The 24,288-nt window shown below is 65.8% G+C and carries 17 protein-coding genes and 1 pseudogene; 9 read left to right on the forward strand and 9 right to left on the reverse strand.

Translation table 11 applies throughout. From position 1 onward, the window contains the following. Positions 1-75 precede the first annotated feature (75 nt). Positions 76-378, reverse strand: coding sequence for a hypothetical protein (locus P9A17_RS17900; RefSeq protein ID WP_278040047.1), 303 nt, complete (start codon positions 376-378; stop codon positions 76-78). A gap of 700 nt (positions 379-1,078) precedes the next feature. On the opposite strand from P9A17_RS17900, the gene P9A17_RS17905 reads away from it, so the two are divergent. After that, positions 1,079-8,632: a Calx-beta domain-containing protein gene (locus tag P9A17_RS17905; protein WP_278040048.1), complete on the forward strand. Its 7,554-nt coding sequence runs from the start codon at positions 1,079-1,081 to the stop codon at positions 8,630-8,632. 3 nt (positions 8,633-8,635) lie between these two features. Here P9A17_RS17905 and P9A17_RS17910 read toward each other — a convergent pair whose 3' ends face one another. Next, positions 8,636-9,313, reverse strand: coding sequence for a response regulator (locus tag P9A17_RS17910; protein ID WP_278040049.1), 678 nt, complete (start codon positions 9,311-9,313; stop codon positions 8,636-8,638). After that, positions 9,306-10,910: an ATP-binding protein gene (locus P9A17_RS17915; RefSeq protein WP_278040050.1), complete on the reverse strand. Its 1,605-nt coding sequence runs from the start codon at positions 10,908-10,910 to the stop codon at positions 9,306-9,308. Before P9A17_RS17915 ends, P9A17_RS17910 begins: the two co-directional genes overlap by 8 nt. A gap of 101 nt (positions 10,911-11,011) precedes the next feature. On the opposite strand from P9A17_RS17915, the gene P9A17_RS17920 reads away from it, so the two are divergent. From P9A17_RS17920 to P9A17_RS17945, 6 genes are all read left to right on the forward strand, one after another. Continuing rightward, positions 11,012-12,013 carry a tripartite tricarboxylate transporter substrate-binding protein gene (locus tag P9A17_RS17920; protein WP_278040570.1) on the forward strand — a complete coding sequence of 334 codons (1,002 nt, stop codon included), beginning with the start codon at positions 11,012-11,014 and terminating at the stop codon, positions 12,011-12,013. Between the two features lie 2 nt (positions 12,014-12,015). Continuing rightward, complete coding sequence (locus P9A17_RS17925; protein WP_278040051.1) at positions 12,016-12,531, forward strand: tripartite tricarboxylate transporter TctB family protein; 516 nt, start codon at positions 12,016-12,018, stop codon at positions 12,529-12,531. Beyond that, the gene (locus P9A17_RS17930; RefSeq protein ID WP_278040052.1) at positions 12,532-14,073 is read left to right on the forward strand and encodes a tripartite tricarboxylate transporter permease; all 1,542 of its coding nucleotides are present in this window, start codon (positions 12,532-12,534) and stop codon (positions 14,071-14,073) included. It abuts the gene before it with no gap. Next, positions 14,070-14,468, forward strand: coding sequence for a universal stress protein (locus P9A17_RS17935; protein WP_278040053.1), 399 nt, complete (start codon positions 14,070-14,072; stop codon positions 14,466-14,468). The genes P9A17_RS17930 and P9A17_RS17935 overlap by 4 nt, the downstream gene beginning before the upstream one ends. 23 nt (positions 14,469-14,491) lie before the next feature. Then, positions 14,492-15,451 carry an alpha/beta hydrolase gene (locus tag P9A17_RS17940; RefSeq protein WP_278040054.1) on the forward strand — a complete coding sequence of 320 codons (960 nt, stop codon included), beginning with the start codon at positions 14,492-14,494 and terminating at the stop codon, positions 15,449-15,451. 218 nt (positions 15,452-15,669) lie between these two features. Next, entirely contained in the window at positions 15,670-16,038 is a 369-nt protein-coding gene (locus P9A17_RS17945) for a molybdopterin-dependent oxidoreductase (protein WP_278040571.1), read from the forward strand. Here the strand turns inward: P9A17_RS17945 and P9A17_RS17950 are convergent. Then, positions 15,993-17,135, reverse strand: coding sequence for a hypothetical protein (locus tag P9A17_RS17950; protein ID WP_278040055.1), 1,143 nt, complete (start codon positions 17,133-17,135; stop codon positions 15,993-15,995). The genes P9A17_RS17945 and P9A17_RS17950 overlap by 46 nt on opposite strands. Then, a complete protein-coding gene (locus P9A17_RS17955) occupies positions 17,128-18,066 on the reverse strand; it encodes a metal-dependent hydrolase (protein WP_278040056.1) in 939 nt (312 codons plus the stop codon). The genes P9A17_RS17950 and P9A17_RS17955 overlap by 8 nt, the downstream gene beginning before the upstream one ends. A 96-nt stretch (positions 18,067-18,162) precedes the next feature. Between P9A17_RS17955 and P9A17_RS17960 the strand changes: the two genes are divergently transcribed. Further along, the gene (locus P9A17_RS17960) at positions 18,163-18,795 is read left to right on the forward strand and encodes a TetR/AcrR family transcriptional regulator (protein ID WP_278040057.1); all 633 of its coding nucleotides are present in this window, start codon (positions 18,163-18,165) and stop codon (positions 18,793-18,795) included. Here the strand turns inward: P9A17_RS17960 and P9A17_RS17965 are convergent. The 4 genes and pseudogenes from P9A17_RS17965 to P9A17_RS17980 form a co-directional block, all read right to left on the reverse strand. Continuing rightward, entirely contained in the window at positions 18,752-19,417 is a 666-nt protein-coding gene (locus tag P9A17_RS17965) for an NADPH-dependent F420 reductase (RefSeq protein WP_278040058.1), read from the reverse strand. The genes P9A17_RS17960 and P9A17_RS17965 overlap by 44 nt on opposite strands. A 67-nt stretch (positions 19,418-19,484) precedes the next feature. Further along, positions 19,485-19,802 (reverse strand): nitrite reductase small subunit NirD, encoded by a 318-nt coding sequence (nirD, locus tag P9A17_RS17970; RefSeq protein ID WP_278040059.1) that lies wholly within the window; start codon positions 19,800-19,802, stop codon positions 19,485-19,487. Between the two features lie 28 nt (positions 19,803-19,830). Beyond that, positions 19,831-22,298: pseudogene (gene nirB / locus P9A17_RS17975) on the reverse strand (nitrite reductase large subunit NirB). Positions 22,299-22,329: 31 nt separating this feature from the next. Continuing rightward, positions 22,330-22,683 (reverse strand): molybdopterin oxidoreductase, encoded by a 354-nt coding sequence (locus tag P9A17_RS17980; protein WP_278040060.1) that lies wholly within the window; start codon positions 22,681-22,683, stop codon positions 22,330-22,332. Positions 22,684-22,859: 176 nt separating this feature from the next. Between P9A17_RS17980 and P9A17_RS17985 the strand changes: the two genes are divergently transcribed. Next, a complete protein-coding gene (locus P9A17_RS17985) occupies positions 22,860-24,287 on the forward strand; it encodes a nitrate/nitrite transporter (RefSeq protein WP_278040061.1) in 1,428 nt (475 codons plus the stop codon). The last annotated feature ends 1 nt before the right edge of the window (position 24,288 follow it).

The following is a 24,288-nucleotide window of genomic DNA, read 5'->3' on the forward strand; positions in this document are numbered from 1 at the left end:
TTCGGGCGAGCCGACTACGTGCGGGCCGATACAACAAGGCCACCTCCGTCGAGGTGGCCTTGTTGCTCAGGGAAGCTACTGGACGTTGACGTAGTAGACGTAACCAGTGACTGTGTTCTGGTACGTGTTGTCTCCGAAGTGATCCCGGACGGTGCCGCGAAGCGGGGCGCCCCGGTTGATTCCGACGACGCTGGCCTGTGCCAGCGGAGTATCGGACAGCTTCTTGACGATGACCCGGTTGCCTTCGGCCTCAAGCTGACTGATGGTGGCTTGCGCGTCACCGGATCCGGTCGGTGCGGCGAGCGCAGGAGCGGCGAGGCCGAGAACGGCTGCCGACAATCCTGCTACTGCGGCTGTGGTGATGCTGAACTTCTTCATGGTGGTGCTCTTCCCTTGTCGGGTCGGAGCCGTGGAGCGTGTCTCGCGGTTTCGACTCTGTTCTGTTGTGAGATCTCGTGATCTGTCTGGTTGAACCCGCTGCTCACCCCAGAAATTCCGGTGGCAGGATCTCGCGGTCGCTTGGCAGTACCACGCCGGTGGGATTTCCTGAGCCGGCGCGCAAGGTCGTACGTGCGTTCGACGCCCGTGGAGGTCGGTAGGTTTGCCAGCCAACCCTTAGTTTGTCGACGGTCAACAACCCGTGTTTGCGCGATCGAGGACGTTCCCGAGGTTCGCTGTCGTCAGTGTTGGCGCAACTCGGTCCATTGTTAAGAGATTTGACAATCGACTATTCGCGAAGCCTGTGGTGCTCGCTGGAGGGTTGGTCGCCCGGTGATTTCAATAGTTCGCTGTAGGGGGAGCAGGCCCTGTGTAAAGCAACTTTACACAGGTAAATCGACTAACAATGCATTTCTGGCCTGTTTGCCTGTCGTCGGCTTGTGCCATTCGCGGGGCGCCGCACCGGTTTGCTTGACGATCCGCGACGGGTGGTGTTTCATGCATTTCGGAGTCGTCAATTTCACATTCGTGATTTTGGGTGCGATTAGCCACAGGCCCCGCCGGTGGGGGTGAAGAATGGACAGGGAGTGAGTCGCTGATGGGCTACGGAAGATTTGTCGGCCGAGTCGGAGTATTAGCTGTGGCGCTGGGCATCGGCCTGGCCGGCCCGGCGGTTGCGGCTGCCGAGACCGGCGACGACAGCGCCGCGGGCGAGTCCCGTACCGAGACCTCGAGCACGGAATCGGGTGCCACCAGCGCGAAAGCCGCCGCGCGGGCCGAAGCCGACGCCGGCGACGCCGAATCCGACGACGAGGCGGGTGAAGCCGAGGATGCCGACGCGACGGATCCTGCTGAGGTCGAGGAGGATTCGGTCGATCCCGAGGCGGATGGTGACGTGGAGGAGGCCGGCGAGGAGTCCGGCGAGCCCGCCGACGACTCCGATGAGGTCGTCGTCGACGACCCGGCTCACGCGTCGACGGGTTCGCGTGCCGAGGACGAGCCGACCGGCGCCGTCGACGATCCCGAGTCCGAGACGGCGGAGCCTGACACCGACGCTGCCGATCTGTCGGAGTCGTCGGCCGTGGCGGCCACCCATCCCGACGATTCCGCCACCGGCTCCGCCGATTCCGGCGATGAGGTCGTCGCGGTGTCGCTGAGGTCCGCAGCGTCCGAGCCGACGGCGACCACCGCCACCCCGGCCACCACGGGTCTCGCCGACATCGTCTCGAAATTCCTGGGACTGCTGGGCATCGGGTCGTCGGCGGGCGACGGCACCGCACCGCTGCCCGCGTTCGAATTCGTGACGGTGGTCTTGGGCGCGATCCGCCGTGAAATGGACCGGCTGTTCGCCAACAACGGACCGTCGGCGGCGCTCACATCGACCAGCCAAACCACGCCCGGCGTCCTGTCCGGCGTGTTGACTGCCACCGACCCCGAGGGGGACAGGCTCGTCTATTCGGTTGTACAGAAACCCACGCTGGGCACCGTCACGGTCGACAGCACCGGGAAGTTCACCTACGTCGTCGATCCGGCGCTCGGTGCAGGCACCGACACGTTCGTCATCGGTGTGCGCGACGCCGGCTTCCACCTCATCTCGGTGACCCCGATCAAGTCCGAGGTTCCGGTGACCGTCACTGTCGACTCCAACGGGGTTGTCACCCAGGCGTCTTCGCAGCCCAGTGTGCTCAGGAGCGCCAAGGTGTCCACCGCTTCGGTCGCCGCCGCGACGACGGGCACGATCTACCACCTCACAACGTCCGGAGCCGACATCGTCGGGTTCAACCCCGCCAAGGACAAGCTCGACCTCGGTGATGTGTCCGTGCACAACTTCATCGTCGTCGACACGCCCGAAGGCGTGGGCTTCCGCAATCCGTGGTCGGGCGAGACCGCGGTCCTGCAGGGTGTCTCACTGAGCCAGCTCACCATCGACAGCTTCACCCCGGTCATCAACGACCATCTGCGCCAGGACCTTTCCGGTGCGCTCGCCTGGGAGCAGGGCATCACGCCGAAGGCGAACACCGTCTACGCGCGGTCCCACGAGGTCGGGCAGATCGACCGGGTGGCTTTCAACGCCGCGACCGACGTCGTCGACTTCCGCTACTTCGGCACCCGCGAGCAACTGTTCATGAACGACACGCCCGACGGTGTCGTCATCTCCAACGCCGGCACCGGGCAGGCGCTGATCCTGCAGGGCGTCACCAAGAGTCAGCTGACCGCGAAGAACTTCGTGTTCCACAGCGCCCAGGTCCGCGAGGACCGGCTCCATCTGCAACTCGGCATCGGCACGGTCCCCGATTCCCAGGTGCTGCCCCAGGGAGTCGCATACGCGGGCACCAACAACTGGCCTACCGCCGCGGGCAACGGTCAGCCTCCCACCGGTCAGTCCGGCACCACCACCAAGATCGACTGGCTCCACGGCAGCCACACCACACTGAACTTCGACCCAAGCAAGGACAAGCTCGACTTCGGCTGGTTCAAAGCCCACGAGTTCGACGTCACGGAGGTCGGCGGGTCCACCAAGATCGCCATCACCGCCAACAACCAGTCCTACACGCTGACCGGTGTCGCGATCGGCGAGCTCACGACGAGCAATATCGTCGCCCTCGACGACGGTGCGCGCACCAAGTGGGCGGACCTCATTTACAGTGCGGGACAGTCAAATACGCAGCCCAGGATCTCCGTCAGCGACGGCAGCGTGTCGGAAGGCAACAACGGTACGTCGACGGTGACCTTCACGGTGACGTTGTCGAAAACGTCCACCGCGCAGGTGACTGTCAGCTACAGCACGAGCAACGGCACCGCCACCGTCGCGGGTGGTGATTACTCGCCGACCGTCGGCACGCTGACGTTCACGCCAGGCCAGACGTCCAAGACGGTAAACGTCACGGTCAACGGTGACACCCTCGTCGAACTCGACGAGCAGTTCACCCTCACTCTGTCGGCACCCGTCAACGCGACGATCGCCGACGGCACCGGCGTCGGCACCATCCGCAACGACGATGTCGATCAGACGCCGAGCACGCCACCGAGTGTGTCGATCGCCGACCTGTCGGTGACCGAAGGCAACGGTGAGCACAGCCATTTCATGTTCGTCGCCTCGCTGAGCAAGGCCTCGACGCAGACCGTGACCGTCACGTACACGACCTCCAACGGCACCGCGATCGCCGGGGTCGACTACAGCGCGACCACCGGAACGATCACGTTCGCACCGGGCGTCACATCCCAGCTGGTGCACGTGGACGTCATCGGTGACAGCATCGTCGAGCCGAACGAGACGTTCTTCGTGACACTGTCCAACCCGTCGGGAGCGACGATCGGCGACGGGTCGGCCACCGGAACCATCACCAACGACGACACCGTCGTCACTCCGGGCGTCGGCGGCCTCAATTCCGGTAACCCCGGTGACGAGCTCTGGGGTGAGGCATTTTTCGCGCCGTACGTGGACATGGGCGCGTGGCCGGTGCCGAACCTGCTGGCGCTGGCGCAGCAGCGTGGAACCTCGTTGATGACGCTCGGATTCCTGCAGGCGACCCCCGAGGGCAAGCTGGCGTGGGCCGGATTGTCCGCGCTGACCCCGGATTCCACGTTCGATCAAGCCAAGGCGATCAACCAGTCGATCGCCGCGCTGCAGGCCGCCGGCGGCGACGTGATGATCTCGCTGGGCGGTGCATCCGGAACCAGTCTGGCGCAGTGGTACGTGGCACGGGGGCTCAGCGCGCAGGCGCTGGCCACCGCATACGCCGGTGTTGTCACCACCTACAACCTCAACCGCATCGACTTCGACATCGAAGGCGCGGCGGCAGCAGAGCCCGCGTCGATCGCCCTGAATGCGCAGGCACTCAAGCTGCTTCAGCAGCAGATGCCCGAGCTGGAGATCTGGTACACGCTTCCCGTGCTGCCCTCCGGACTCACGGCCGACGGCATCAACGTCGTGCGCAAGGCTCTCGAAGCGGGTGTCAAGCTCGACGGTGTCAACATCATGGCGATGGACTACGGCGAGTCGGCTGCGCCGACCAGCGGTCCCAACGCAAAGACGATGGGCGCCTACGCGATTGCTGCAGCCGAGTCCACCCACGCCCAGTTGGCCACGCTGTACGCCGGATTCGGTAAGACGTTCGGTTACAGCCAGTTGGGCGTCACGCCGATGCTCGGCGTCAACGACGTCCTGACCGAGGTCTTCACCGTCTCCGATGCTCAGGCGCTGGAGAACTTCGCCCGCGCCAAAGGCCTGGGAATGCTGTCGATGTGGTCGATCAACCGTGACTACCCGGGCAATGTGGGCCAGGCGACGACGAACACCTCAGGCACGACCACTCCGGCCGGTGGCTACAGCTCGGTCTTCAACGACTACGGCACGGTCAACCCCATTTCGGGCCCACCGCCGGCGATCTCCATCGCCGACCTCGCGGTGGCCGAGGGTAATGGCGGCCACGCGCATTTCATGTTCACCGTGACGCTGGACAAGCCGTCCACGCAGGCGGTGACGGTGCGCTACGCCACGTCGAACGGCACCGCGATCGCGGGCGTCGACTACACCGCGTCGTCGGGCGTCATCGAATTCGCGCCGGGCGTGACCTCACGCACGGTGCACGTCGACATCATCGGCGACACCGTCGTAGAGTCGAACGAGACGTTCACCGTGACGCTGTCCTCGCCGACGGGCGCGACGATCGCCGACGGTAGCGCCGTCGGCACGATCACCGACGACGACGGCTCCACCCCGACGCCGGGCAGTGCCGCGGTCAAGTACACCGTCAACGACAACTGGGGTTCGGGTTACACCGCGTCCGTCGAGGTGACGGCCGGGACCACCGGATTCAACGGTTGGACAGTCGAATTCGACACTCCGGCGCAGATCGGCAACATCTGGAACGCCGAGATCGTCAGCCGGGTGGGCAATCACTATGTGGTGCGCAACGTCGCCTACAACCCGCAGGTCGCGGCGGGGCAGACCCTGAGCTTCGGTTTCCAGGCTTCCCCGGGTGGAGGTTCGGCGACGGCCACCAACTTCGTCGTCAACGGCGTCCCGGTCGGTCAGAACCCGACCACGGTTCCGCCGAAGGTGTCGATCGCGGATGCTACGACGACCGAGTCGAACAGCGGGTCGAAGAATCTGGTGTTCACGGTGACGTTGGACAAGGCGCCGACTGCGCCGGTGACCATCGCCTACGCCACGTCGAACGGGACGGCTACGGCGGGCAGTGATTACACGGCGAAGTCGGGGACGTTGACGTTCGCGGCGGGGGTGACCAGCCAGCAGATCTCGGTGGCCGTTCTCGGTGACACGGCGGTGGAGTCGAACGAGACGTTCATGATCACGCTGTCGAACCCGAACGGCATGACCATCGCCGACGGCTCGGCGATCGGCACGATCACCAACGACGATGTGGCGCCGGTGGTTCCGCCGAAGGTGTCGATCGCGGATGCTACGACGACCGAGTCGAACAGCGGGTCGAAGAATCTGGTGTTCACGGTGACGTTGGACAAGGCGCCGACTGCGCCGGTGACCATCGCCTATGCCACGTCGAACGGGACGGCTACGGCGGGCAGTGATTACACGGCGAAGTCGGGGACGTTGACGTTCGCGGCGGGGGTGACCAGCCAGCAGATCTCGGTGGCCGTCCTCGGTGACACGGCGGTGGAGTCGAACGAGACGTTCACGATCACGCTGTCGAACCCGAACGGCATGACCATCGCCGACGGCTCGGCGATCGGCACGATCACCAACGACGATGTGGCGCCGGTGGTTCCGCCGAAGGTCACGATCGCCGACGCCTCGGTCACCGAAGGCAACGCCGGCACCAAGAACCTGGTGTTCACGGTGACGCTGGACAAGGCGGCCACGGCGCCGGTGAGCATCGCCTACGCGACCGCCAACGGGACCGCGATCGCGGGCACCGACTACACCGCGACGGCAGGGACGCTGACGTTCGCCGCCGGCGTGACCAGCCAACAGATCTCGGTGACGATCCTCGGTGACGCCGCCGTCGAGCAGAACGAGACGTTCACGCTGACGCTCTCGAACCCGAGCGGATTGACGATCGCCGACGGCACCGCCACCGGCACGATCACCAACGACGACGTGGCCCCGACACCGGGCAACCCGTCTGCCGCCATGGTGGTCAACGACAACTGGGGTTCGGGCTTCACGGCGACGGTGACCGTCACGGCAGGCACGTCGGCGCTGAACGGCTGGACCGTCGAATTCGACACCCCCGCCCAGATCAGCAACATCTGGAACGCCGAGATCGTCAGCCGCGTCGGCAACCACTACGTGGTGCGTAACGCCGCCTGGAATCCGGCTGTGGCGGCGGGCAAAACAGTCACGTTCGGATTTCAGGCATCCGGCGCGGCGACGGCGACCAATTTCACGGTCAACGGGCAGAGCGCTCCCACCCAGCCGCCGACCGTCTCGGTCGCCGACACCACGGTCAACGAATCCAACAGCGGCACAACGCAGATGACGTTCGTCGTCACGCTGTCCAAGTCATCGACCACGCCGGTCACGGTCACGTACGCGACCTCGAACGGTACCGCCACCGCGGGCGTCGACTACACCGCCAAGTCGGGAACGGTGACGTTCGCGCCGGGGGTGCTGACGCAGCAGATCCAGGTCGCCATCACCGGTGACACCGTGGCCGAGCCGAACGAAACGATCACGCTGACCCTGTCGAGCCCCACCGGTGCGACGATCTCCGACGGCTCCGCTGTCGGCACGATCACCAACGACGACATCCCGGCCAACGTGTCCCTGAGCATCTCCGATGCGTCGGTGACCGAGGGTGCCCCCGGAACCGGTGTCGCGCCCGGCTGGTTCAGGACGTCCGGAAACCAGATCCTCGATTCGGCGGGCAATCCGGTGCAGATCGCTGGTGTCAACTGGTTCGGCATGGAGAGCGAGACCTTCGCGCCGCACGGCCTGTGGACACGCGGCTACAAGGACATGATGAACCAGATGGCGGCGTTGGACTTCAACACCATCCGGCTCGCGTATTCCAGCGAGATGCTGCACACCACAGCGGCTCCCAACGGGATCGACTTCTCCAAGAACCCGGACCTGGTCGGCCTGACCTCGTTGCAGATCATGGACAAGATCGTCGCCTACGCCGGCGAGATCGGGATGCGCGTCATCCTCGACCACCACCGCAGCAGCTTGGGCGCCGGCCCGAACAACAACGGTCTCTGGTACGAGGGTTCCTACACCGAGGCGGCGTGGATCGCCGACTGGAAGATGCTCGCGCAGCGATATGTCAACAATCCCACGGTGATCGGCGCCGACCTGCACAACGAACCCCACAACGGGACGTGGGGCGGCGGGGGAGCGACCGACTGGGCGGCCGCCGCCGAACGCGCGGGCAACGCCGTCCTGTCGGTGAACTCCAACTGGTTGATCATCGTCGAAGGCGTGGAAACCTACCAGGGCCAGAACTATTGGTGGGGTGGCAATCTGATGGGCGTCAAGGACCGTCCGATAGTGCTGAACGTGCCCAACCGGGTGGTCTACTCGCCGCACGATTACCCGAACTCGGTGTACAACCAGCCGTGGTTCCAGCAGGCGAACTTCGGTGCGGCGCTGCCGGACAAGTTCGAGCAGGCTTGGGGGTACATCTACGAGCAGAACATCGCCCCGATCTATCTCGGCGAGTTCGGCACCCGGATGAACGATCCCAAGGACGTCATCTGGTACGAGGCCATCACGTCGTACCTGTCCGGCGACTTCGACAACAACGGCACCATCGACATCCCGGCGGGCACGCAGGACATGTCGTGGACGTTCTGGTCGTGGAACCCGAATTCGACCGATACCGGCGGGATCCTGGCCGATGACTGGAAGACCGTCAACGCCAACAAGATGGCCTACCTCGAGCAGATCCAGTTCGACTTCGACGACAGCAGCCCGGGTGTGCTCGCCCAGTTCGTGGTCTCGCTGGCCGCCCCGTCGACCCAGGCGGTGACCGTGGCCTACGCGACGTCGAACGGCACCGCCACCGGCGGCAGCGACTACGCCGCCACGACAGGCACGCTGACGTTCGCGCCGGGCGAGACCCGCAAGACCATCAACGTGGTCGTCTTCGGAGACACCCAGATGGAAGGCAACGAGAGCTTCATCGTGACGCTGTCGAGCCCGACCGGTGCCACCATCGCCGATGGGACGGGGGCGGGGACCATCGTGAACCGGCCGACGACCGTTTGAGCCCTAACCCGCTATCCGGTACCGGCGCTCCGGGCGGCCAACGCCGTACTGCAGTCGGAGCTCGAGAGCGCCGGTACCGAGATAGTGTTCGAGATAGCGCCGTGCGCTGACCCGGGAAATCCCAACCAGGTCAGCGCATTCGGCTGAGGAGACCTCCCCGGCCTGGCGGACGGCGGCCAGCACCAGCTCGCCGGTCTCGGCGCCCAGACCCTTGGGCATGACCTTCGCGGGCGCGACGGACGGGCCGCCGAACAGCGTGTCGATCAGGTTCTGGTCGGCACCGCCCGCCGACTGCAGGGCATCCGCCCGGGCGGCGAAAGCCTGCAATTTCGCCTCCAGCTGAGGAAACTCGAAGGGTTTGATCAGGTAGTCGGCGGCGCCCCCGTCGAGCGCCCCGCGCACCGTGTCGAGTTCGCGGGCCGCGGTGATCATGATGACGTCGACGCGGTCGGCGTCGGAACGTAAGCGGTGCAACACATCCAGGCCCGTCATGTCCGGAAGGTAGACGTCCAACAAGATCAGGTGGGGCCGAAGATCCCGTGCCGCGGTCAGCGCCTCTTCGCCGTTGCGGGCCACACCGACGGCCTCGAAGCCGTCCACCCGGTCCACGAACCGGCGGTGGATCTCGGCGACCATGAAATCGTCGTCGACCACGAGAACACGACGCGAGCCGTCACGCATGGCCGGTCACCGCCCCCAGCCGCACCAGGAACTCCGCTCCGCCGACGGGGGTGTCACTGACATCGATCGTGCCGCCGTGTTGGGCTGCGACCAGTCGCACCAGGGCCAGTCCGATGCCACGCCCGCCCGGCACCTCGGTCTTGGAGGTGACACCGCGCGCGAAGATCGCTTCGCGAAGGTGTTCGGGCACACCGGGTCCCGTATCGGACACCGAGATCGTCAACCCGGCCCCGTCATCGACGCGGACGGTCACGCAGGCGTCCGCAGCGCCGACGGACACGTCGACCGCATTGTCGATGAGGTTGCCCAGCAGGGTGATGACGTCGGTCGCCATCGCCGGATCGAGTGCCGCCAGATGCGACTGCGGGTCCAGTCGCAGATCGACGCCGCTCTCGGCGGCCAAGGAGGTCTTGGCGATCAGCAGCGCCGCCACGGCCGGATCGGAGATCCGCTGTGTCACCGCGTCACTGATCTCGGCGCGCCGACGCGTCAACGTGCCCACCAGGTCACGGACCGAATCGTACTCACCGAGCTGTACCAGGCCCGAGATCGTGTGCAGCTGGTTGGCGAATTCGTGGGTCTGGGCACGCAGTGTGTCGGTCACGCTCTTGTGCGACGACAGCTGACTCTGCAGGGCGGCCAACTCGGTGCTGTCGCGCATCGTCGTCACCGTCCCGATGCGGGTGCCTCCACTGGTGGCCGTGCGGCGGCTCAGCGCCAGCACACGCGTCCGCGTCGCGATGACGGTGTCTTCGGCGGCTTCGTCGTCTCGGCCTTCCATGCCCGACATCAGCAGCGACACCACCGCCGGGTCGATGCCGACGTCGTCAACCCGGCGCCCGACGGCGCCGCCGGCAACACCGAGGAGATCCTGGGCACTGTCGTTGAGCAAGGTGATCTCCCCGTCGTTGTTGACCGCGATGACGCCTTCGCGAATGCTGTGCAGCAACGCTTCCCGGTGATCGGCCAGGCTCGCGATCTCGGCGACCTCCAGACCACGGGTGCGCCGTTTGATCCGCCGCGACAACAGCCATGACGCCACCAGTCCCAGCGCGGCACCCAACCCGAGGTAGACGAGCAGACCTTCACCCGCGCCGCTGAGCAAGGTCCACACCGACGGGTATCGCTCGCTGACCGACGCGACGGCCAGCACGTCGCCGTCCGTGGACAGCAGCGGCACCTGACCGACCAGGCTGTGCGTCCCGTCGATGTCGGTGTCACCGAACCACGCGCGTCCCTCGTCGGCCCGGCTGGGTCCGAGGTCCATCCGGGCGCCGACCCGGGACGGATCAGAGGACGCCCGGACGGTGCCGTCAGGGCCGAGGATCTCGGCGAGGCTCGCACCGGACAGTGCGACCGCCCTGTCGACCTCGGGGGCCAGCGTCTGCGCCAGGAACGGGTCGGCCGGCGTCTGCTCGGTGCGTTCGCGCACGATCGGGGTCGACGCCATGTTCTCGGCGACGGCGATCATGCGCTGACCGCGGACCTCACGGAACTCACCTTCGGACTGGGTCACCGACACAGCGGCCACCGCGACCAGCACGACCGCGACGACGACGAGCTGGAACACCAGGAACTGGCCGGCCAGGCTGCGCATGTACTTAATGACCAATATTTCCTTTGCGTCCACATCAGTGACGTAGGTCACTGCCTGGGTCCAGTATTGCTGAGCATCACAACCAAGTGATTGGGGACGACATGTTCGCATCCGGCAGGCGCCCAGCTACTGCCAGGGTGATCACCGGCTTGACCATCGCCGTGATCGCCGCATTACTGCTCACCGCGTGCGGGGTGACCCGCGGCGAGCAGACCGGTCTGCACCGCCTGCGGATGATGGTGCCCAACAGTCCCGGCGGAGGTTACGACCTCACCGCACGCACCGCCGTCAAGATCATGGAAGACGACGACATCACCGGCCGCATCGAGGTGTTCAACGTCATCGGCGCCGGCGGCACCGTCGCCATGGCCCGCCTGATGAACGAGCAGGGTAACGGCGACCTGATGATGATGATGGGCCTCGGCGTCGTGGGCGCCACGTTCACCAATGGATCGAAGGCCCGTGCCTCGGATGCGACCGCGCTGGCCAAGGTCGTCGAGGAACAGGAAGGCATCCTCGTCCCCGGCGACTCGCCGTTCCGTACGGTCGGCGATTTCGTCGAAGCGTGGAAGGCGGATCCGTCGAAGATCGCCGTCGGCGGGGGTTCGAGCCCCGGCGGCCCCGACCATCTGTTCCCGATGGAGACGGCGAAGGCCGTGGGCGTGGACCCCACCACGGTCAACTACGTGTCCTACGACGGCGGCGGTGACCTGCTCACCGCCCTGCTGGGCAACAAGATCGCGGCGGGCACGTCGGGTCTCGGAGAGTACGTCGACCAGATCGAGTCGGGTCAGGTGCGCGTGCTCGCGGTGTCGGGCGAGGAGCGCGTCGAGGGTGTTGACGCACCGACGCTCACCGAGGCCGGCATCGACCTGACCTTCACGAACTGGCGCGGAATCCTTGCCCCGCCGGGTATTTCGGACGAGGACCGCGACACGATGGTCAAGGTCCTCGAAGAGTTGCACGCCACAGATGCGTGGAAGGAGGCGCTGGTGACGAACGGCTGGAGCGACGCGTTCATGACCGGGGAACCGTTCGAGAGATTCCTCGAAGAACAAGACCAGCGCGTCGAGACGACGCTGACCGATCTCGGGCTGGTGTGAGTATGAGTACCGAATTGGATGACAAGACGTCGGGCAAGCCCGATTACGCGCAGTACATCGTGTGCGCCGTGATGGTCATCGTGGGCGCATTCCTGATCTTCGACGCGGTGTCGCTGCCCGGCGACTGGGCCAAGGTGGATCCTGTTGGCCCCCGGCTGTTTCCGATTGTCATCGGGGTGGGGCTACTCATCATGGCGGTCGTGCTGGCGGTCGCGATCCCGCGCGGGTCGCGCGGAGAGGCTGATGCCGGTGAGGACATCGATCCCGACATGCCCAGCGACTGGCGCACCGTCGGACTGCTCGTCGGCATGTTCGTGCTGTTGATCGTGCTCGTCAATCCGCTCGGCTGGGCCATCGCGGGCGCCCTGTTCTTCGCCGGCTGCGCGACGATCCTGGGCAGCAGGCACTACGTGCGCAACATCGTGATCGGGGCCGTCCTGGCGGTCGCCAGCTTCTATGCGTTCTACTCCGGGCTCGGAATCCCGCTGCCCGCAGGCATTCTGGATGGGATTCTGTAAATGGAGAACTTCGACTGGCTCCTGCAGGGCTTCGCCGAGGCCGCCACCCCGATGAACCTGCTGTACGCCGCCATCGGCGTGCTGCTGGGAACCGCGGTCGGCGTGCTTCCCGGCATCGGGCCCGCCATGACCGTGGCGTTGCTGCTGCCGATCACCTACAACGTCAGCCCCAGCGCGGCGTTCATCATGTTCGCCGGAATCTTCTACGGCGGCATGTACGGCGGCTCGACGACCTCGATCCTGCTCAACACGCCCGGTGAATCGTCGTCGGTGATCACCGCGATCGAGGGCAACAAGATGGCCAAAGCCGGCCGAGCTGCTCAAGCGCTGGCCACCGCGGCGATCGGTTCGTTCGTCGCCGGTTCCATCGGCACCGCGCTGCTCGCGACGTTCGCCCCGGCGATCTCGCGCTTCGCCGTCACCCTCGGCGCCCCGTCGTACCTGGCGATCATGCTGTTCGCGCTCGTCGCCGTCACCGCGGTCCTCGGTTCGTCGAAGGTCCGCGGCCTGATCTCGCTGCTGCTGGGTCTCGCCATCGGCCTCGTCGGCATCGACTCGCTGACCGGCCAGCCACGCGCCACGTTCGGGATCCCGCTGCTGTCCGACGGCATCGACATCGTCGTCATCGCGGTGGCCGTCTTCGCGGTGGGCGAGGCACTCTGGGTCGCAGCGCATCTGCGCCGCCGCCCCGCCGACGTCATCCCCGTCGGACGCCCGTGGATGAGCAAGCAGGACTGGGGCCGGTCGTGGAAGCCGTGGCTGCGAGGCACCGCGTTCGGCTTCCCCTTCGGCGCGCTGCCCGCCGGCGGCGCCGAGCTGCCGACGTTCCTGAGCTACATCACCGAGAAGAAGCTCTCCAAGCACCCCGAAGAGTTCGGCAAGGGCGCCATCGAGGGTGTCGCCGGGCCGGAGGCCGCCAACAACGCTTCGGCCGCAGGCACTTTGGTGCCGATGCTGTCCCTGGGTCTGCCCACCAACGCGACCGCGGCGGTCATGCTGACGGCGTTCGTGTCCTACGGCATCCAGCCCGGACCCACGCTGTTCGACAAGGAACCGCTGCTGATCTGGACGCTGATCGCCAGCCTGTTCATCGGCAACTTCCTGCTGCTGGTGCTGAACCTGCCGTTGGCGCCCCTGTGGGCCAAGCTGCTGCGCACGCCGCGTCCCTACCTGTACGCAGGCATCCTGTTCTTCGCCACGCTCGGCGCGTTCGCGGTGAACCTGCAAGCGCTGGATCTGGCGTTGCTGCTGATCTTCGGTCTGATGGGGCTGATGATGCGCCGCTTCGGACTTCCGGTGCTGCCGTTGATCATCGGTGTCATCCTGGGGCCGCGCATCGAGCGGCAGCTGCGCCAGAGCCTGCAGCTCGGCGGCGGTGACTGGGGGAGCCTGTTCACCGAGCCCGTCGCGATCGTCACCTACGTGCTGATGGCGCTGCTGCTTCTGGCGCCGCTGATCCTGCGACTGATGAACCGCAGCGAAGAGACGCTGCTGGTGGTTGAGGACGACAAGGACCAGAAAGAGAAGGCCAGCCACTCATGACCACGATCGTCGTCGGATACACCGCAGATCCCTACGGGCACGCGGCACTCGAGCACGGCATCTCCGAGGCCAAGCTTCGCGGCCTGAGGCTGCTGGTCATCAACGCGACGTCGGGGGAGTCCTACGTCGACGCGCGATTCGCCGGCCAGGCTGAGGTCGGAGACGTCGAGAACCGACTGGCCGAGTGCGGGGTGGCGTTCGAGCTGAGGCAGCCGGTCGGGGTGGATCCGGCAGCCGAGCTGCTGAGTGCGATGAGCGACCCCGACGCGCAACTGCTGGTGGTCGGTATCCGTCACCGCAACCCGGTAGGCAAGCTCATGCTCGGCAGCGTCGCGCAGAAGGTGATCCTGGAATGCCCGAAGCCGGTGCTGGCGGTCAAGCCCGCCGAGGACTGACCCGGGTGTGACAGCCTGAAGTGATGGGAAGTTACGCAGGCGCTTTCGGACCGCACGCACCAGAGGCCACTTACGTCGATCACAGCTACCCCGAGCAGCTGTTCGACACCGGGGAAGTCCGGCTGAACTACGCCGTCGCCGGTGACGCGGCCAACCCGCCGCTGCTGCTGATCCCGGGACAGTCGGAATCGTGGTGGGGTTACGAAGTCGCGATGCCGCTGCTGGCCGAGCGCTTCCACGTGCACGCGGTGGACCTGCGGGGGCAGGGGCGCTCCACCCGTACGCCGCATCGGTACACGCTCGACAACGTCGGCGACGACCTCGTGCGATTTCTCGACGGCGTGATCGGGCGGCCCGCGTTCATCAGCGGACTGTCGTCGGGCGGGCTCGCCAGCGCGTGGCTGTCCGCCTTCGCCAGGCCGGGGCAGGTGATCGCCGCCTGCTGGGAGGATCCGCCGTTCTTCAGCTCGGAGACCTCGCCCGTCGTCGGGCCGCCGATCACCGAGAGCATCGGGCCGCTGTTCGGGATGTGGGCCCGCTACCTCGGCGACCAGTGGACGGTCGGTGACTGGGACGGCTTCGTTGCCGCGGTGCCCGACGAACTCGCCGACTGGCAGGCGCACGTCGCGCTCGTAGTCGGCACCGCCGAACCGGCACAGAATCTGCGCGAATATGACCCCGAGTGGGGAAAGGCTTTCATCACAGGCACTTTCGCCGCCAGCTGCCCCCACCACGTGATGCTGAGCAAGGTCAAGGTGCCTGTGCTGTTCACCCACCACTTCCGGATGACCGACGAGGCGTCAGGTGGCTTGATCGGCGCGTGCACCGACGTCCAAGCCGGCCGCGTGACACAACTGGTCAAGGGCGGCGGCGCGCAGCTGACCTACAAATCGTTCCCGATGATGGGTCATTCGATGCACGGTCAGGACCCGAAGTTGTTCTCCGAGACCCTCATCGCCTGGTTCGGCGGATTCAAGGCGTGACCAGCGCCTGACGTGTAAGCGTCCGGCCATGGCCGTCAACCTCGACGAATGGGCTGGCGGGCTATCGGACGAACGAGCCTCGGTGCCGTCCGTCCGGATCGGCAGGCGCTGGTTCAGCATGCTGTGGCTGATCCCGCTCGCCGTGCTCACGCTGGTCCTCGGAATCGCTGTGGCGCAGCACCTTCACCCAGCATTACTGCATCCGGGGCTGGTCTGGTATCGCCAAATGGGGTGGCGTCCGGATGTCCGACATCGTGGAGCTCGTCAAGCCGCTCCCGTCGGCACGCTGGGCGGTGTTCTACTCCCTGGCCGACGGTCCGGAACCCGGTGCGGGGCCGTACTACGACTGCCACAAGATCAGCCATATGCGGGAACCCACGACGCTGCTCGCCTACGAGATGAACGGGGAACCGCTCACCGAGACCCACGGGGCTCCACTGCGGCTACGCAACGAAGTGGAGCTCGGCTTCAAACAGATCAAGTGGATCGCAGCCGTCGACTTCGTCGAGACCTTCACCGATGTCGGCAAAGGATACGGCGGTTACAACGAGGACAACGAGTTCTTCGGGTACCGGATGCCGATCTGAGCGCTCGCCGCGGCAGCCAGGCACAGACCTGAGATCGCGAAGCACACGACGGTGTACCAGAGGCTGCCCACGGGATCGCCTGCCGTGGTGACGCCGTCGGCGGCGTCGAGGTAGGCGGGCAGCGATGTCACCCACAGCACCGCCATCACCCCGAGGTACACCGCGGCGTACACGAAGATCGGACGGTTGGGAAATCTTGGTAAATCGGACTTTTCACTGCGCATGCGGCGCCACTGCGTGAAGACAGCCGGAATCGCGACCACCGCGATGACCACCAGCTCGAGGGCGTAGACCACGCCGCCGACCGTCGTACTGCCCGACACGCCCGCGGCCACCGTGGCCGGGAGCGGCAGAATCGCGGTCCCGATGGACGCCAGTATGCCGATCACGATGGTGCGCACCACGATCTGTCCGCCGGTGAACGTCCGGCCCTCATCGACGTGCCGACCGACGAAGAACTGCACGCACAGCGCCAGCGACATCGGCCACAGCGCGGCGAACACCACCACGCTCGGCAGCGGCACCGAATCGAAGAACGGCTGGTTCATCGGGTGGTCCAGCGTCCACTCCCACCAGCGCAGCTGGGGGCCGAGGTGGTCGAAGATCTCGTAGAACGCGTGGTGGACGAACCCGACGCACACCGCGCCCACGAGCGTTCCGTAGCGGCGGAAAAGACCGAGGCTGCGCACGATCTCGAACGCGACCGTGGCCATCATCGGGTAGATCGCCACGATGTAGAGCGGCAACCGGCCCCACAGGAATTCGACGGTGAACACGTTGTGGGCGAACATCGTGTCGACGTACTCCGAGATGCCGAACGCGCCGGGGAAGTACAGCGGCGGCTCGATGATGAGCAGGTAGGCGATGGCCCCGAACCACAGCACGATGTTGGTCGGGTCGTTGTCTCTGCGCAGTCGCACGATCGCGTACCACAGCGCCAGCGCGGCGCCGACGATCACGGTGAGCTCCAGAACAGGCAGGGTCCAGTTCTCCAGGGCGAACGGGTTGCGGACCTCGACGAGGCCGCCCGCGGTCTCGCAGGAAAAGCCAAGGCGGGCTGCGAGATCGGCGAAGGTGGGCGTGCAGAGATCAGACATGGGCGTCCTCGTTCTGGGTGGAGCCGGTGTACCACTGGGTCACGTCGTAGCCGGCGTCGTAGCGATCGAACCACTCCTGCGCGAGCGCCGGGAGCTTTTCCTGCGCCGGATCGTGTCCGGGGATCTGGCTGCGCACGACGCCGTTGAGTGCGACGAGCTGTTCGCGCAGGGGCAGATGGCTGAACGCGTTCGCGAACGGCCCGTCATCCGGCGCGTCGACAAACGGAAGACGTTGCAGCAGAGCCTTCTTACGACGATGAATACGGAACGTCGACATCGCGTCCACCTTGCGGTCGGTCACCGGGACGTACTTGTTGAAGTCTTCGGAGGCCATCTTGATGATGGCCATCACGTGCTTGAAGATCGACGGTGCCACTCGCATCCGGTACCACGGATCGTCGACGACGGCGTCGTAGATGATCAGCGCCGAGCTGCGATGTTCGACCTCTTCGACGAAGTGCCACAGGAACAGTGACGCCACCCGGTCGTCACCGGGGGCGAACAGTGTGTCGTCGTGGTCGAGCATCAGCTTGAACACCGGCGTGAACGTCGCCTCGAGATCGGCGGTGTAGGCCAGGCGATATTTCAGTGGGGTGTTCGCCGTCATGTCGTCGAAGGCGTCGATGACCTTGTCGAGGGTGCTCTTCAGCTCCGGGTAGGCCTTGATCAGCCCCTTGGCGTGCTGTCGGTGCGCCATCGAGTGCTGGCCCTCCTGGCGCACGAACGCGTCGGCCTCCTCGGCGATCGCGGGGTCTTTGATGTGCGGCATCGCCTCGGGAATCATGCTGCCGATCATCTTCTCGAAGCCGATGGCCAGGAAGGACACGGCGTTCGCCATCGACGAGAACGCCGGGTTGGCCTCGTTCCAGACGAACGGCACCGGGCTGCTGGCGAAGGCGAATCGGAGCTTGCGCACTATCAGGTCGGTCATCGGCCCCACTTCTCAAATCATACAAATAAATCGATTAATGTATGATTACCGGATGGTCCGGTGAACGTCAACGGCCGTGCTACGGTTCGGGGCACGATGGCACGTAAACGCCGTGGTTGGGGTGGTGATCCGCCGTCCACCGACGAGGAGGCCGCCCGGCGCATCGTCGCGGCCGCCGTCGATCTGATCGCCGAAACCGGCACAGCCATCACCATCGCCGATGTCGCCGAGTCGCTCGGCGTGATCAGGCAGACGGTGTACCGGTACTTCCCGACGGCCGATCAGTTGATGCGTGAGGCCGCGATCGCCTCGGTCGACGGCTTCCTCGATCGGCTGGCGGCCCATGTCCGCGGGATCCACGACCCCTCCGATGCGATGACCGAAGGCGTCCTGTTCACCCTCGATGCCGTCGCGACGACACCGCATCTGGGCATCGTGCTGTCCGCGCCGAGTTCGGCTGCGGGGCCGAGCGAGGTCGCGTCCGCGCTGGCGCAGGACTTCGGCATGCGGATGATCACGCGCTTCGACGTGGACTGGGACGGTTACGGATACGACGACGCCGCACTGCGAGATCTGGTCGAGTTCACGTTGCGAATTATGTTGTCGTTCTTCGTCGCACCCAACGACCCGGCCCGTTCACCCGACGAGCTGCGTTACTTCGTGCGGCGCTGGCTCGGTAGCGCGATCACGGCGCAACCAAATCCATCTCGGCGGGGCCCGCGCCGCTGATAGCCTGTGACACAAGGCTCTTGGTGGTCAGCGGTCCGCCGAACTGCGCAAGCAAACCGCCCTCTGAGTTGCGTCCGAGGTCGACCGGATCGAAGCCGAACCGCGAGATCAACTGCGCGATCTCGTCGTTCGCGCTCGGATCGTTGCCGGAGACGAAGAGCACCCGCTTGCCGCCGTGACCGTCACCCGGTTCGCGGGCGAGCACCTTGGCCCAGGTATGGCCGAACGCTTTGACCACCCGCGCCCCGGTCGCCCACTCGCCCACCAGGTCCGACGACGCACGCCCGCCGAGATCCGCGGGGGAGAAGTCCGAGTAGTCGATCGCGTTGGTGGCGTCGACGACGATCCTGCCCTGCCAATCGGGCACCCGGCCGACCAGCTCGCGGACGGCCTCGAACGGGACGGCGAGGATTACCACGTCAGCGTCGAGGGCGTCGGCCACATCGACAGGGGTCACCTGCGGTCCGATCCTCTCGGCGACTGGACGGACCGCGTCGATGCCTCGCGAGGCGGCAAGCCCCACCTCGATACCCGTGCGGACGAACTGACGGGCGACCGCCGTACCGATGTTTCCCGCTCCGATGATGGCGTAGCGCATGACGATCCCCTCGGTCTGGTGCATTGCATGACATGTCACCAAACTGCGGGGATCCCGCGACTATTCCCGTCTGACCGGGACAGGGTCTCTTTCACGAGAGAGTCAGCCGGATCGCGCCGTCGACAACCTCGACCGGATAGCTGCGCACCGACATGTCCGCGCCGGTGACCTCGCTGCCCGAGCTCAGGTCGAAGGTGTGATTGTGCAGCGGACACACCACCACGCAGCCGTCGGCGAGTCCGTCGGCCAGCGGGCCGCCCTTGTGCGGGCACACCGCGTCGACCGCACGCACCGAGCCGTCCCGCAGGTGGAACACCGCCACCTGCGTGCCGTCGATGGCGAACGTGCGCCCTTCACCGACCGGTATCTCGTCGATCGGGCCGATGTCGATCGCGACTCCTACACTCATCGCTGCCCTCGGCTCTTCGCGCAAGCGCTCATCGCACAGGCACCTGGGGGAGCGGCAGTAACGGCAGCGACGGTTTGAACTGTCCCACCGATGCCGGCTCGCGGCCGTCGAGCCACGGATCCCGGTACGCGTCCACCGACTTCTGCATGCGCGCGTCCAGGCCCGCCGCCAGCCCGTCGGCATCATCGACGACCACTGACCGGATGTGCTCGATGCCCACCCTCGGCACCCACTTGTAGGTGCGCTCAAGCCAATTGGCGCCCTCGCGGTAGTACTGCAGGAACCGGCCGGTCAAGGTCATGACTTCCTCGGGGCTGTCGACACGTGCGAGCAGGTCTCCCTTGCGGATGTGTGCCCCGGCGGCACCGCCGACATAGATCTCCCACTGGCCGCCGTCGATGGCCTGCACGCCGAGGTCCTTGCACAGCGCCTCGGCGCAGTTGCGCGGACACCCCGTCACGGCCAGCTTCATCTTGGCCGGGCTCGCCAAACCTTGAAAGCGTTCCTCGATCGCAATGCCCAGCGCGGTCGAGTCGCCGACTCCGAAGCGGCAGAAGTCGCTTCCCACACACGTTTTCACGGTCCGGAAGCTCTTGCCGTACGCGTAGCCGGACGGCATGTCCAGGTCCGACCACACCTTCGGCAGATCCTCCTTGCGCACGCCGAGGAGGTCGATGCGCTGCCCGCCGGTCAGCTTGATCATCGGGATCTCGTACTTCTCGGCAACGTCGGCGATCTTGCGCAGCTGCGCAAAGTCGGTGACGCCACCCTTCATCTGTGGCACCACCGAGAACGTGCCGTCGCGCTGAATGTTGGCGTGCACGCGGTCGTTGATGAAGCGGGCGTCACGCTCGTCGACGAACTCGTCGGCCCACATCATCTCCAGCAACGACGCCAGCGCCATCTTCGATCCCGCATCCTCCTTGCCATCCGGTGCGAGTGCGGCGAAAACCGAAGACACCGAATGCAATTCAAGCTCGCGGATATGGTGCATCAGCGTGGCTTTGTCGTACGGAACTCCGGGCACATACCATGACGCCGACGGATCCTCGGTGACGGCACCGCCGGCCGCCCACTCGACGACCTGGCAGACGAGTTCCTTGCACGATCCGCAGCCCTTGCCCGCCTTCGTCTTCGCCATCACGCCCGCAACCGACGTATCACCGCCCTGCACACACGAGACCAGTGCGCCTTTGGACACGCCGTTGCAGTTGCAGACCTGTGCATCGTCGGCGAGTTCGGCGACACCGACGCCGACGTCCGGGGTGCCGATGTCGAACATCAGCGCCACCCGCTCGTCGGGCAGCGGCAGCCCGCTGTCGAACGCCTGGGTCAGGAACGACACCTTCGACACATCGCCGACGAGCGTGGCGCCCACCAGCTTTCCGTCCCGGATCACGACGGTCTTGTAGACGCCGTGTTTGGGTTCGGAGTACTGGACGAACTCGTCGTCGGGATGCTCGGGCCCCTTGACGCCCATCGACGCGACGTCGACGCCGGCGACCTTGAGCTTCGTCGCGACGCGGGATCCGCGGTAGGCCGACGTCAGATCGGACCCGGTCAGATGATCGGCCAGCACCTTGGCCTGCTCCCAGAGCGGTGCGACCAGACCGTAGACCTGGCCGCGGTGCTGTGCGCACTCGCCGACGACGTAGACGTCGTCGTCGTCGATCGAGCGCATGTGGTCGTCGGTGACGATGGCGCGTTCGACGGTCAGGCCGGCGCGTTGGGCCAAGCCGACATTGGGCCGGATGCCGCCGCGATCACCAACATGTCGCAGTCGATGCGAGCGCCGTCGGAGAACAGGATGCCCTCAAGGCGGCCACTGTCGCCGACGACCACCTCGGTGGTCCGCTTCTCGGTGTGCACACCGATCCCGAGGTCCTCCACGGACTTCCGCAGGATCGCGCCGGCCGGATCGTCGAGTTGAGCGTTCATCAGCGTCGGCCCCGCGTGCACGACGTCGACGGCCATGCCCCGGCTCTGCAGCCCGCGTGCGGCTTCCAAGCCGAGCAGACCGCCGCCGATCACGACGGCTTTGGTTCGGTTCGCGGCCTCGGAGATCATCGTCGCCGTGTCGTCTAGCGTCCGGAACCCGAAGACGCCGTCGGCCAAAGTCTTGTTGTCCGACCACAACCCGGCCATCGGCGGGAAGAACGACCGGCTGCCCGTCGCGAGGATCAGCTTGTCGTAGTGCAGCGTGGTGCCGTCATCGGCATGCACGACGTGGGCGAACGTGTCCAAGCGCACGACGCGTACGCCGGCCCGCAGGTCGATGCCGTTGTCGGTGTACCAGTCCAGGGCGTTGAGATAGATCTCGGTCGGGTCGTCCACTCCGGCAAGCACATTGGACAGAAGGATCCTGTTGTAGTTTCCGTATGGCTCGTCGCCGAACACGGTGATCTCAAAGTGATCCCCACCCCCGCGCGCGAGTACCTCTTCGATGGCGCGGATTCCGGCCATCCCGTTGCCCACCACGACTAAGCGCTGAGCCATCAGTTCCCTCGCTTCTTCGCGCGAGCGCTCATCAGAACTCCACCAGACCGAGGTCGACGATCACCGTCCCCTTCGCACCGTCCGGCGCCGCGATGTAGAGCTCGAGCACCGTGTCGGCGAGCAGGTCTTCGACCACCCGCAGCGCGACGTGCGTGGCGCCCTTGGCGGCGATCGGGAAGTACCGCATCGCCACGCCGTCGCGGTACAGCACGACGCTGACCATCTGTTTCGTCGAGTTCCCGCCGCGGAAATACACCGGCTGGGTGGTGGCACCCGTGGGCACCACATAACGCAACGACGGGTCCAGCGGCACCGGCTTGTCGTATCCGGATCCGTCGAAGTCGTAGGCGCCTTGCAGGAAACGGGGGCTGCTTGCGTCTGACATAGGTCGACGCTAGGAGCAGCGTGTTTCCGGTTCGTTTCCCCTGCAAGTCGCCTATGGATCCCGGCCATCACAGTCGCGCAGCCTCACGGTGAGCTGACCTGCGATGTGAGGGTGAGTTTTCACGAGGGTCATCGACGTGCAACGGACAGGGAATGACCTGGGCTTTCACTATGTGCATGGCAACAACCGCAGTCCGCAACCGCGACATCGAACATTGGGACCCCGAGGACGTCGAGGCCTGGGAGTCCGGTGGCAAGGCCGTCGCGAAGCGCAACCTGATCTGGTCGATCGTCGCCGAGCATGTCGGCTTCTCGGTGTGGTCGATCTGGTCGGTGATGGTCCTGTTCATGCCGCAGGACGTCTACGGCATCGACGCGGCGGGCAAGTTCTACCTCGTCGCGGTGCCCACTCTCGTCGGCGCGTTCATGCGGATCCCGTACACGATCGCCCCCGCCAAGTTCGGCGGCCGCAACTGGACGATCGTCAGTGCACTGCTGCTGCTCATCCCCACGGTGCTGACGCTGTATTACATGAAGAACCCAGCGTCGTACACGACGTACATGGTGATCGCCGCGTTCGCCGGTCTCGGCGGCGGCAACTTCGCGTCGTCGATGACCAACATCAACGCGTTCTACCCGCAGCGGCTCAAGGGGTGGGCGCTGGGCCTCAATGCCGGCGGCGGCAACATCGGCGTCCCCGTCATCCAGCTGATCGGTCTGCTGGTCATCGCGACGCTCGGCAATGCCCGTCCCGAGATCGTCTGTGCCATCTACCTCGTCGCGATTAGCATCGCCGCTCTCGGCGCCGCCACCTACATGGACAACCTGCGCAACCAGAAGTCCAATCTCGGGGCGCTCGTCGAGGCGATGAAGTTCAAGCACTCCTGGGTGATGAGCTTCCTCTACATCGGCACGTTCGGCTCGTTCATCGGCTTCTCGTTCGCGTTCGGACAGGTGCTGCAGATCAACTTCCTCGCCGGCGGGGACACCGCCGCGCAGGCATCCCTGCACGCCGCCCAGATCGCCTTCCTCGGACCACTTCTCGGGTCGATCTCGCGGCCCTTCGGCGGCAAGCTCGCCGACCGCGTCGGCGGCGGGAAGATCACCCTCTGGGTGTTCGTCGCGATGATGTTCGCTGCAGGCATCCTGGTCGCCTCCGGGGTTCTCGACGACAGCCAGTCAGGGGCCCCCAGCGGCGGCCAGATGTTCGGCTACGTCGCCGGATTCATCCTGCTGTTCATCCTGTCCGGGCTCGGTAACGGATCCACCTACAAGATGATCCCGTCGATCTTCGAGGCCAAGGCGCAGGGCCGCGACGACCTCAGCAAGGACGAGAAGGCGGCGTGGTCGCGGGCGATGTCCGGCGCGCTGATCGGATTCGCCGGTGCCGTCGGCGCACTCGGCGGCGTGTTCATCAACGTCGTGCTCCGGGCCTCCTACGTCAGCGACGCGAAGTCGGCCACGATGGCGTTCTGGGTGTTCCTGGCCTTCTACGTCGTTTGCGCGTTCGTCACCTGGTTCGTGTTCCTGCGCCTTCAGGAACATCGGGCGCACGCCGGCGAGAACATCGGCCGGTCGACCGCGGAACCGGTTGCCGTCGGTTAGC

Source organism: Mycobacterium sp. 236(2023) (assembly GCF_029623955.1).
In the GTDB taxonomy this organism is placed as follows: Bacteria; Actinomycetota; Actinomycetes; order Mycobacteriales; family Mycobacteriaceae; genus Mycobacterium.

What these genes read in the sequence shown, in the direction of transcription:
- P9A17_RS17980 (WP_278040060.1), bottom strand. Translation starts at nt 22,683, where the DNA reads ATGTCAGACGCAAGCAGCCCCCGTTTCCTGCAAGGCGCCTACGACTTC.
- P9A17_RS17910 (WP_278040049.1), bottom strand. Translation starts at nt 9,313, where the DNA reads ATGCGTGACGGCTCGCGTCGTGTTCTCGTGGTCGACGACGATTTCATG.
- P9A17_RS17950 (WP_278040055.1), bottom strand. Translation starts at nt 17,135, where the DNA reads ATGTCTGATCTCTGCACGCCCACCTTCGCCGATCTCGCAGCCCGCCTT.
- P9A17_RS17955 (WP_278040056.1), bottom strand. Translation starts at nt 18,066, where the DNA reads ATGACCGACCTGATAGTGCGCAAGCTCCGATTCGCCTTCGCCAGCAGC.
- P9A17_RS17900 (WP_278040047.1), bottom strand. Translation starts at nt 378, where the DNA reads ATGAAGAAGTTCAGCATCACCACAGCCGCAGTAGCAGGATTGTCGGCA.
- P9A17_RS17920 (WP_278040570.1), top strand. Translation starts at nt 11,012, where the DNA reads ATGTTCGCATCCGGCAGGCGCCCAGCTACTGCCAGGGTGATCACCGGC.
- nirD (WP_278040059.1), bottom strand. Translation starts at nt 19,802, where the DNA reads ATGAGTGTAGGAGTCGCGATCGACATCGGCCCGATCGACGAGATACCG.
- P9A17_RS17915 (WP_278040050.1), bottom strand. Translation starts at nt 10,910, where the DNA reads ATGCGCAGCCTGGCCGGCCAGTTCCTGGTGTTCCAGCTCGTCGTCGTC.
- P9A17_RS17985 (WP_278040061.1), top strand. Translation starts at nt 22,860, where the DNA reads ATGGCAACAACCGCAGTCCGCAACCGCGACATCGAACATTGGGACCCC.
- P9A17_RS17930 (WP_278040052.1), top strand. Translation starts at nt 12,532, where the DNA reads ATGGAGAACTTCGACTGGCTCCTGCAGGGCTTCGCCGAGGCCGCCACC.
- P9A17_RS17965 (WP_278040058.1), bottom strand. Translation starts at nt 19,417, where the DNA reads ATGCACCAGACCGAGGGGATCGTCATGCGCTACGCCATCATCGGAGCG.
- P9A17_RS17960 (WP_278040057.1), top strand. Translation starts at nt 18,163, where the DNA reads ATGGCACGTAAACGCCGTGGTTGGGGTGGTGATCCGCCGTCCACCGAC.
- P9A17_RS17935 (WP_278040053.1), top strand. Translation starts at nt 14,070, where the DNA reads ATGACCACGATCGTCGTCGGATACACCGCAGATCCCTACGGGCACGCG.
- P9A17_RS17925 (WP_278040051.1), top strand. Translation starts at nt 12,016, where the DNA reads ATGAGTACCGAATTGGATGACAAGACGTCGGGCAAGCCCGATTACGCG.
- P9A17_RS17940 (WP_278040054.1), top strand. Translation starts at nt 14,492, where the DNA reads ATGGGAAGTTACGCAGGCGCTTTCGGACCGCACGCACCAGAGGCCACT.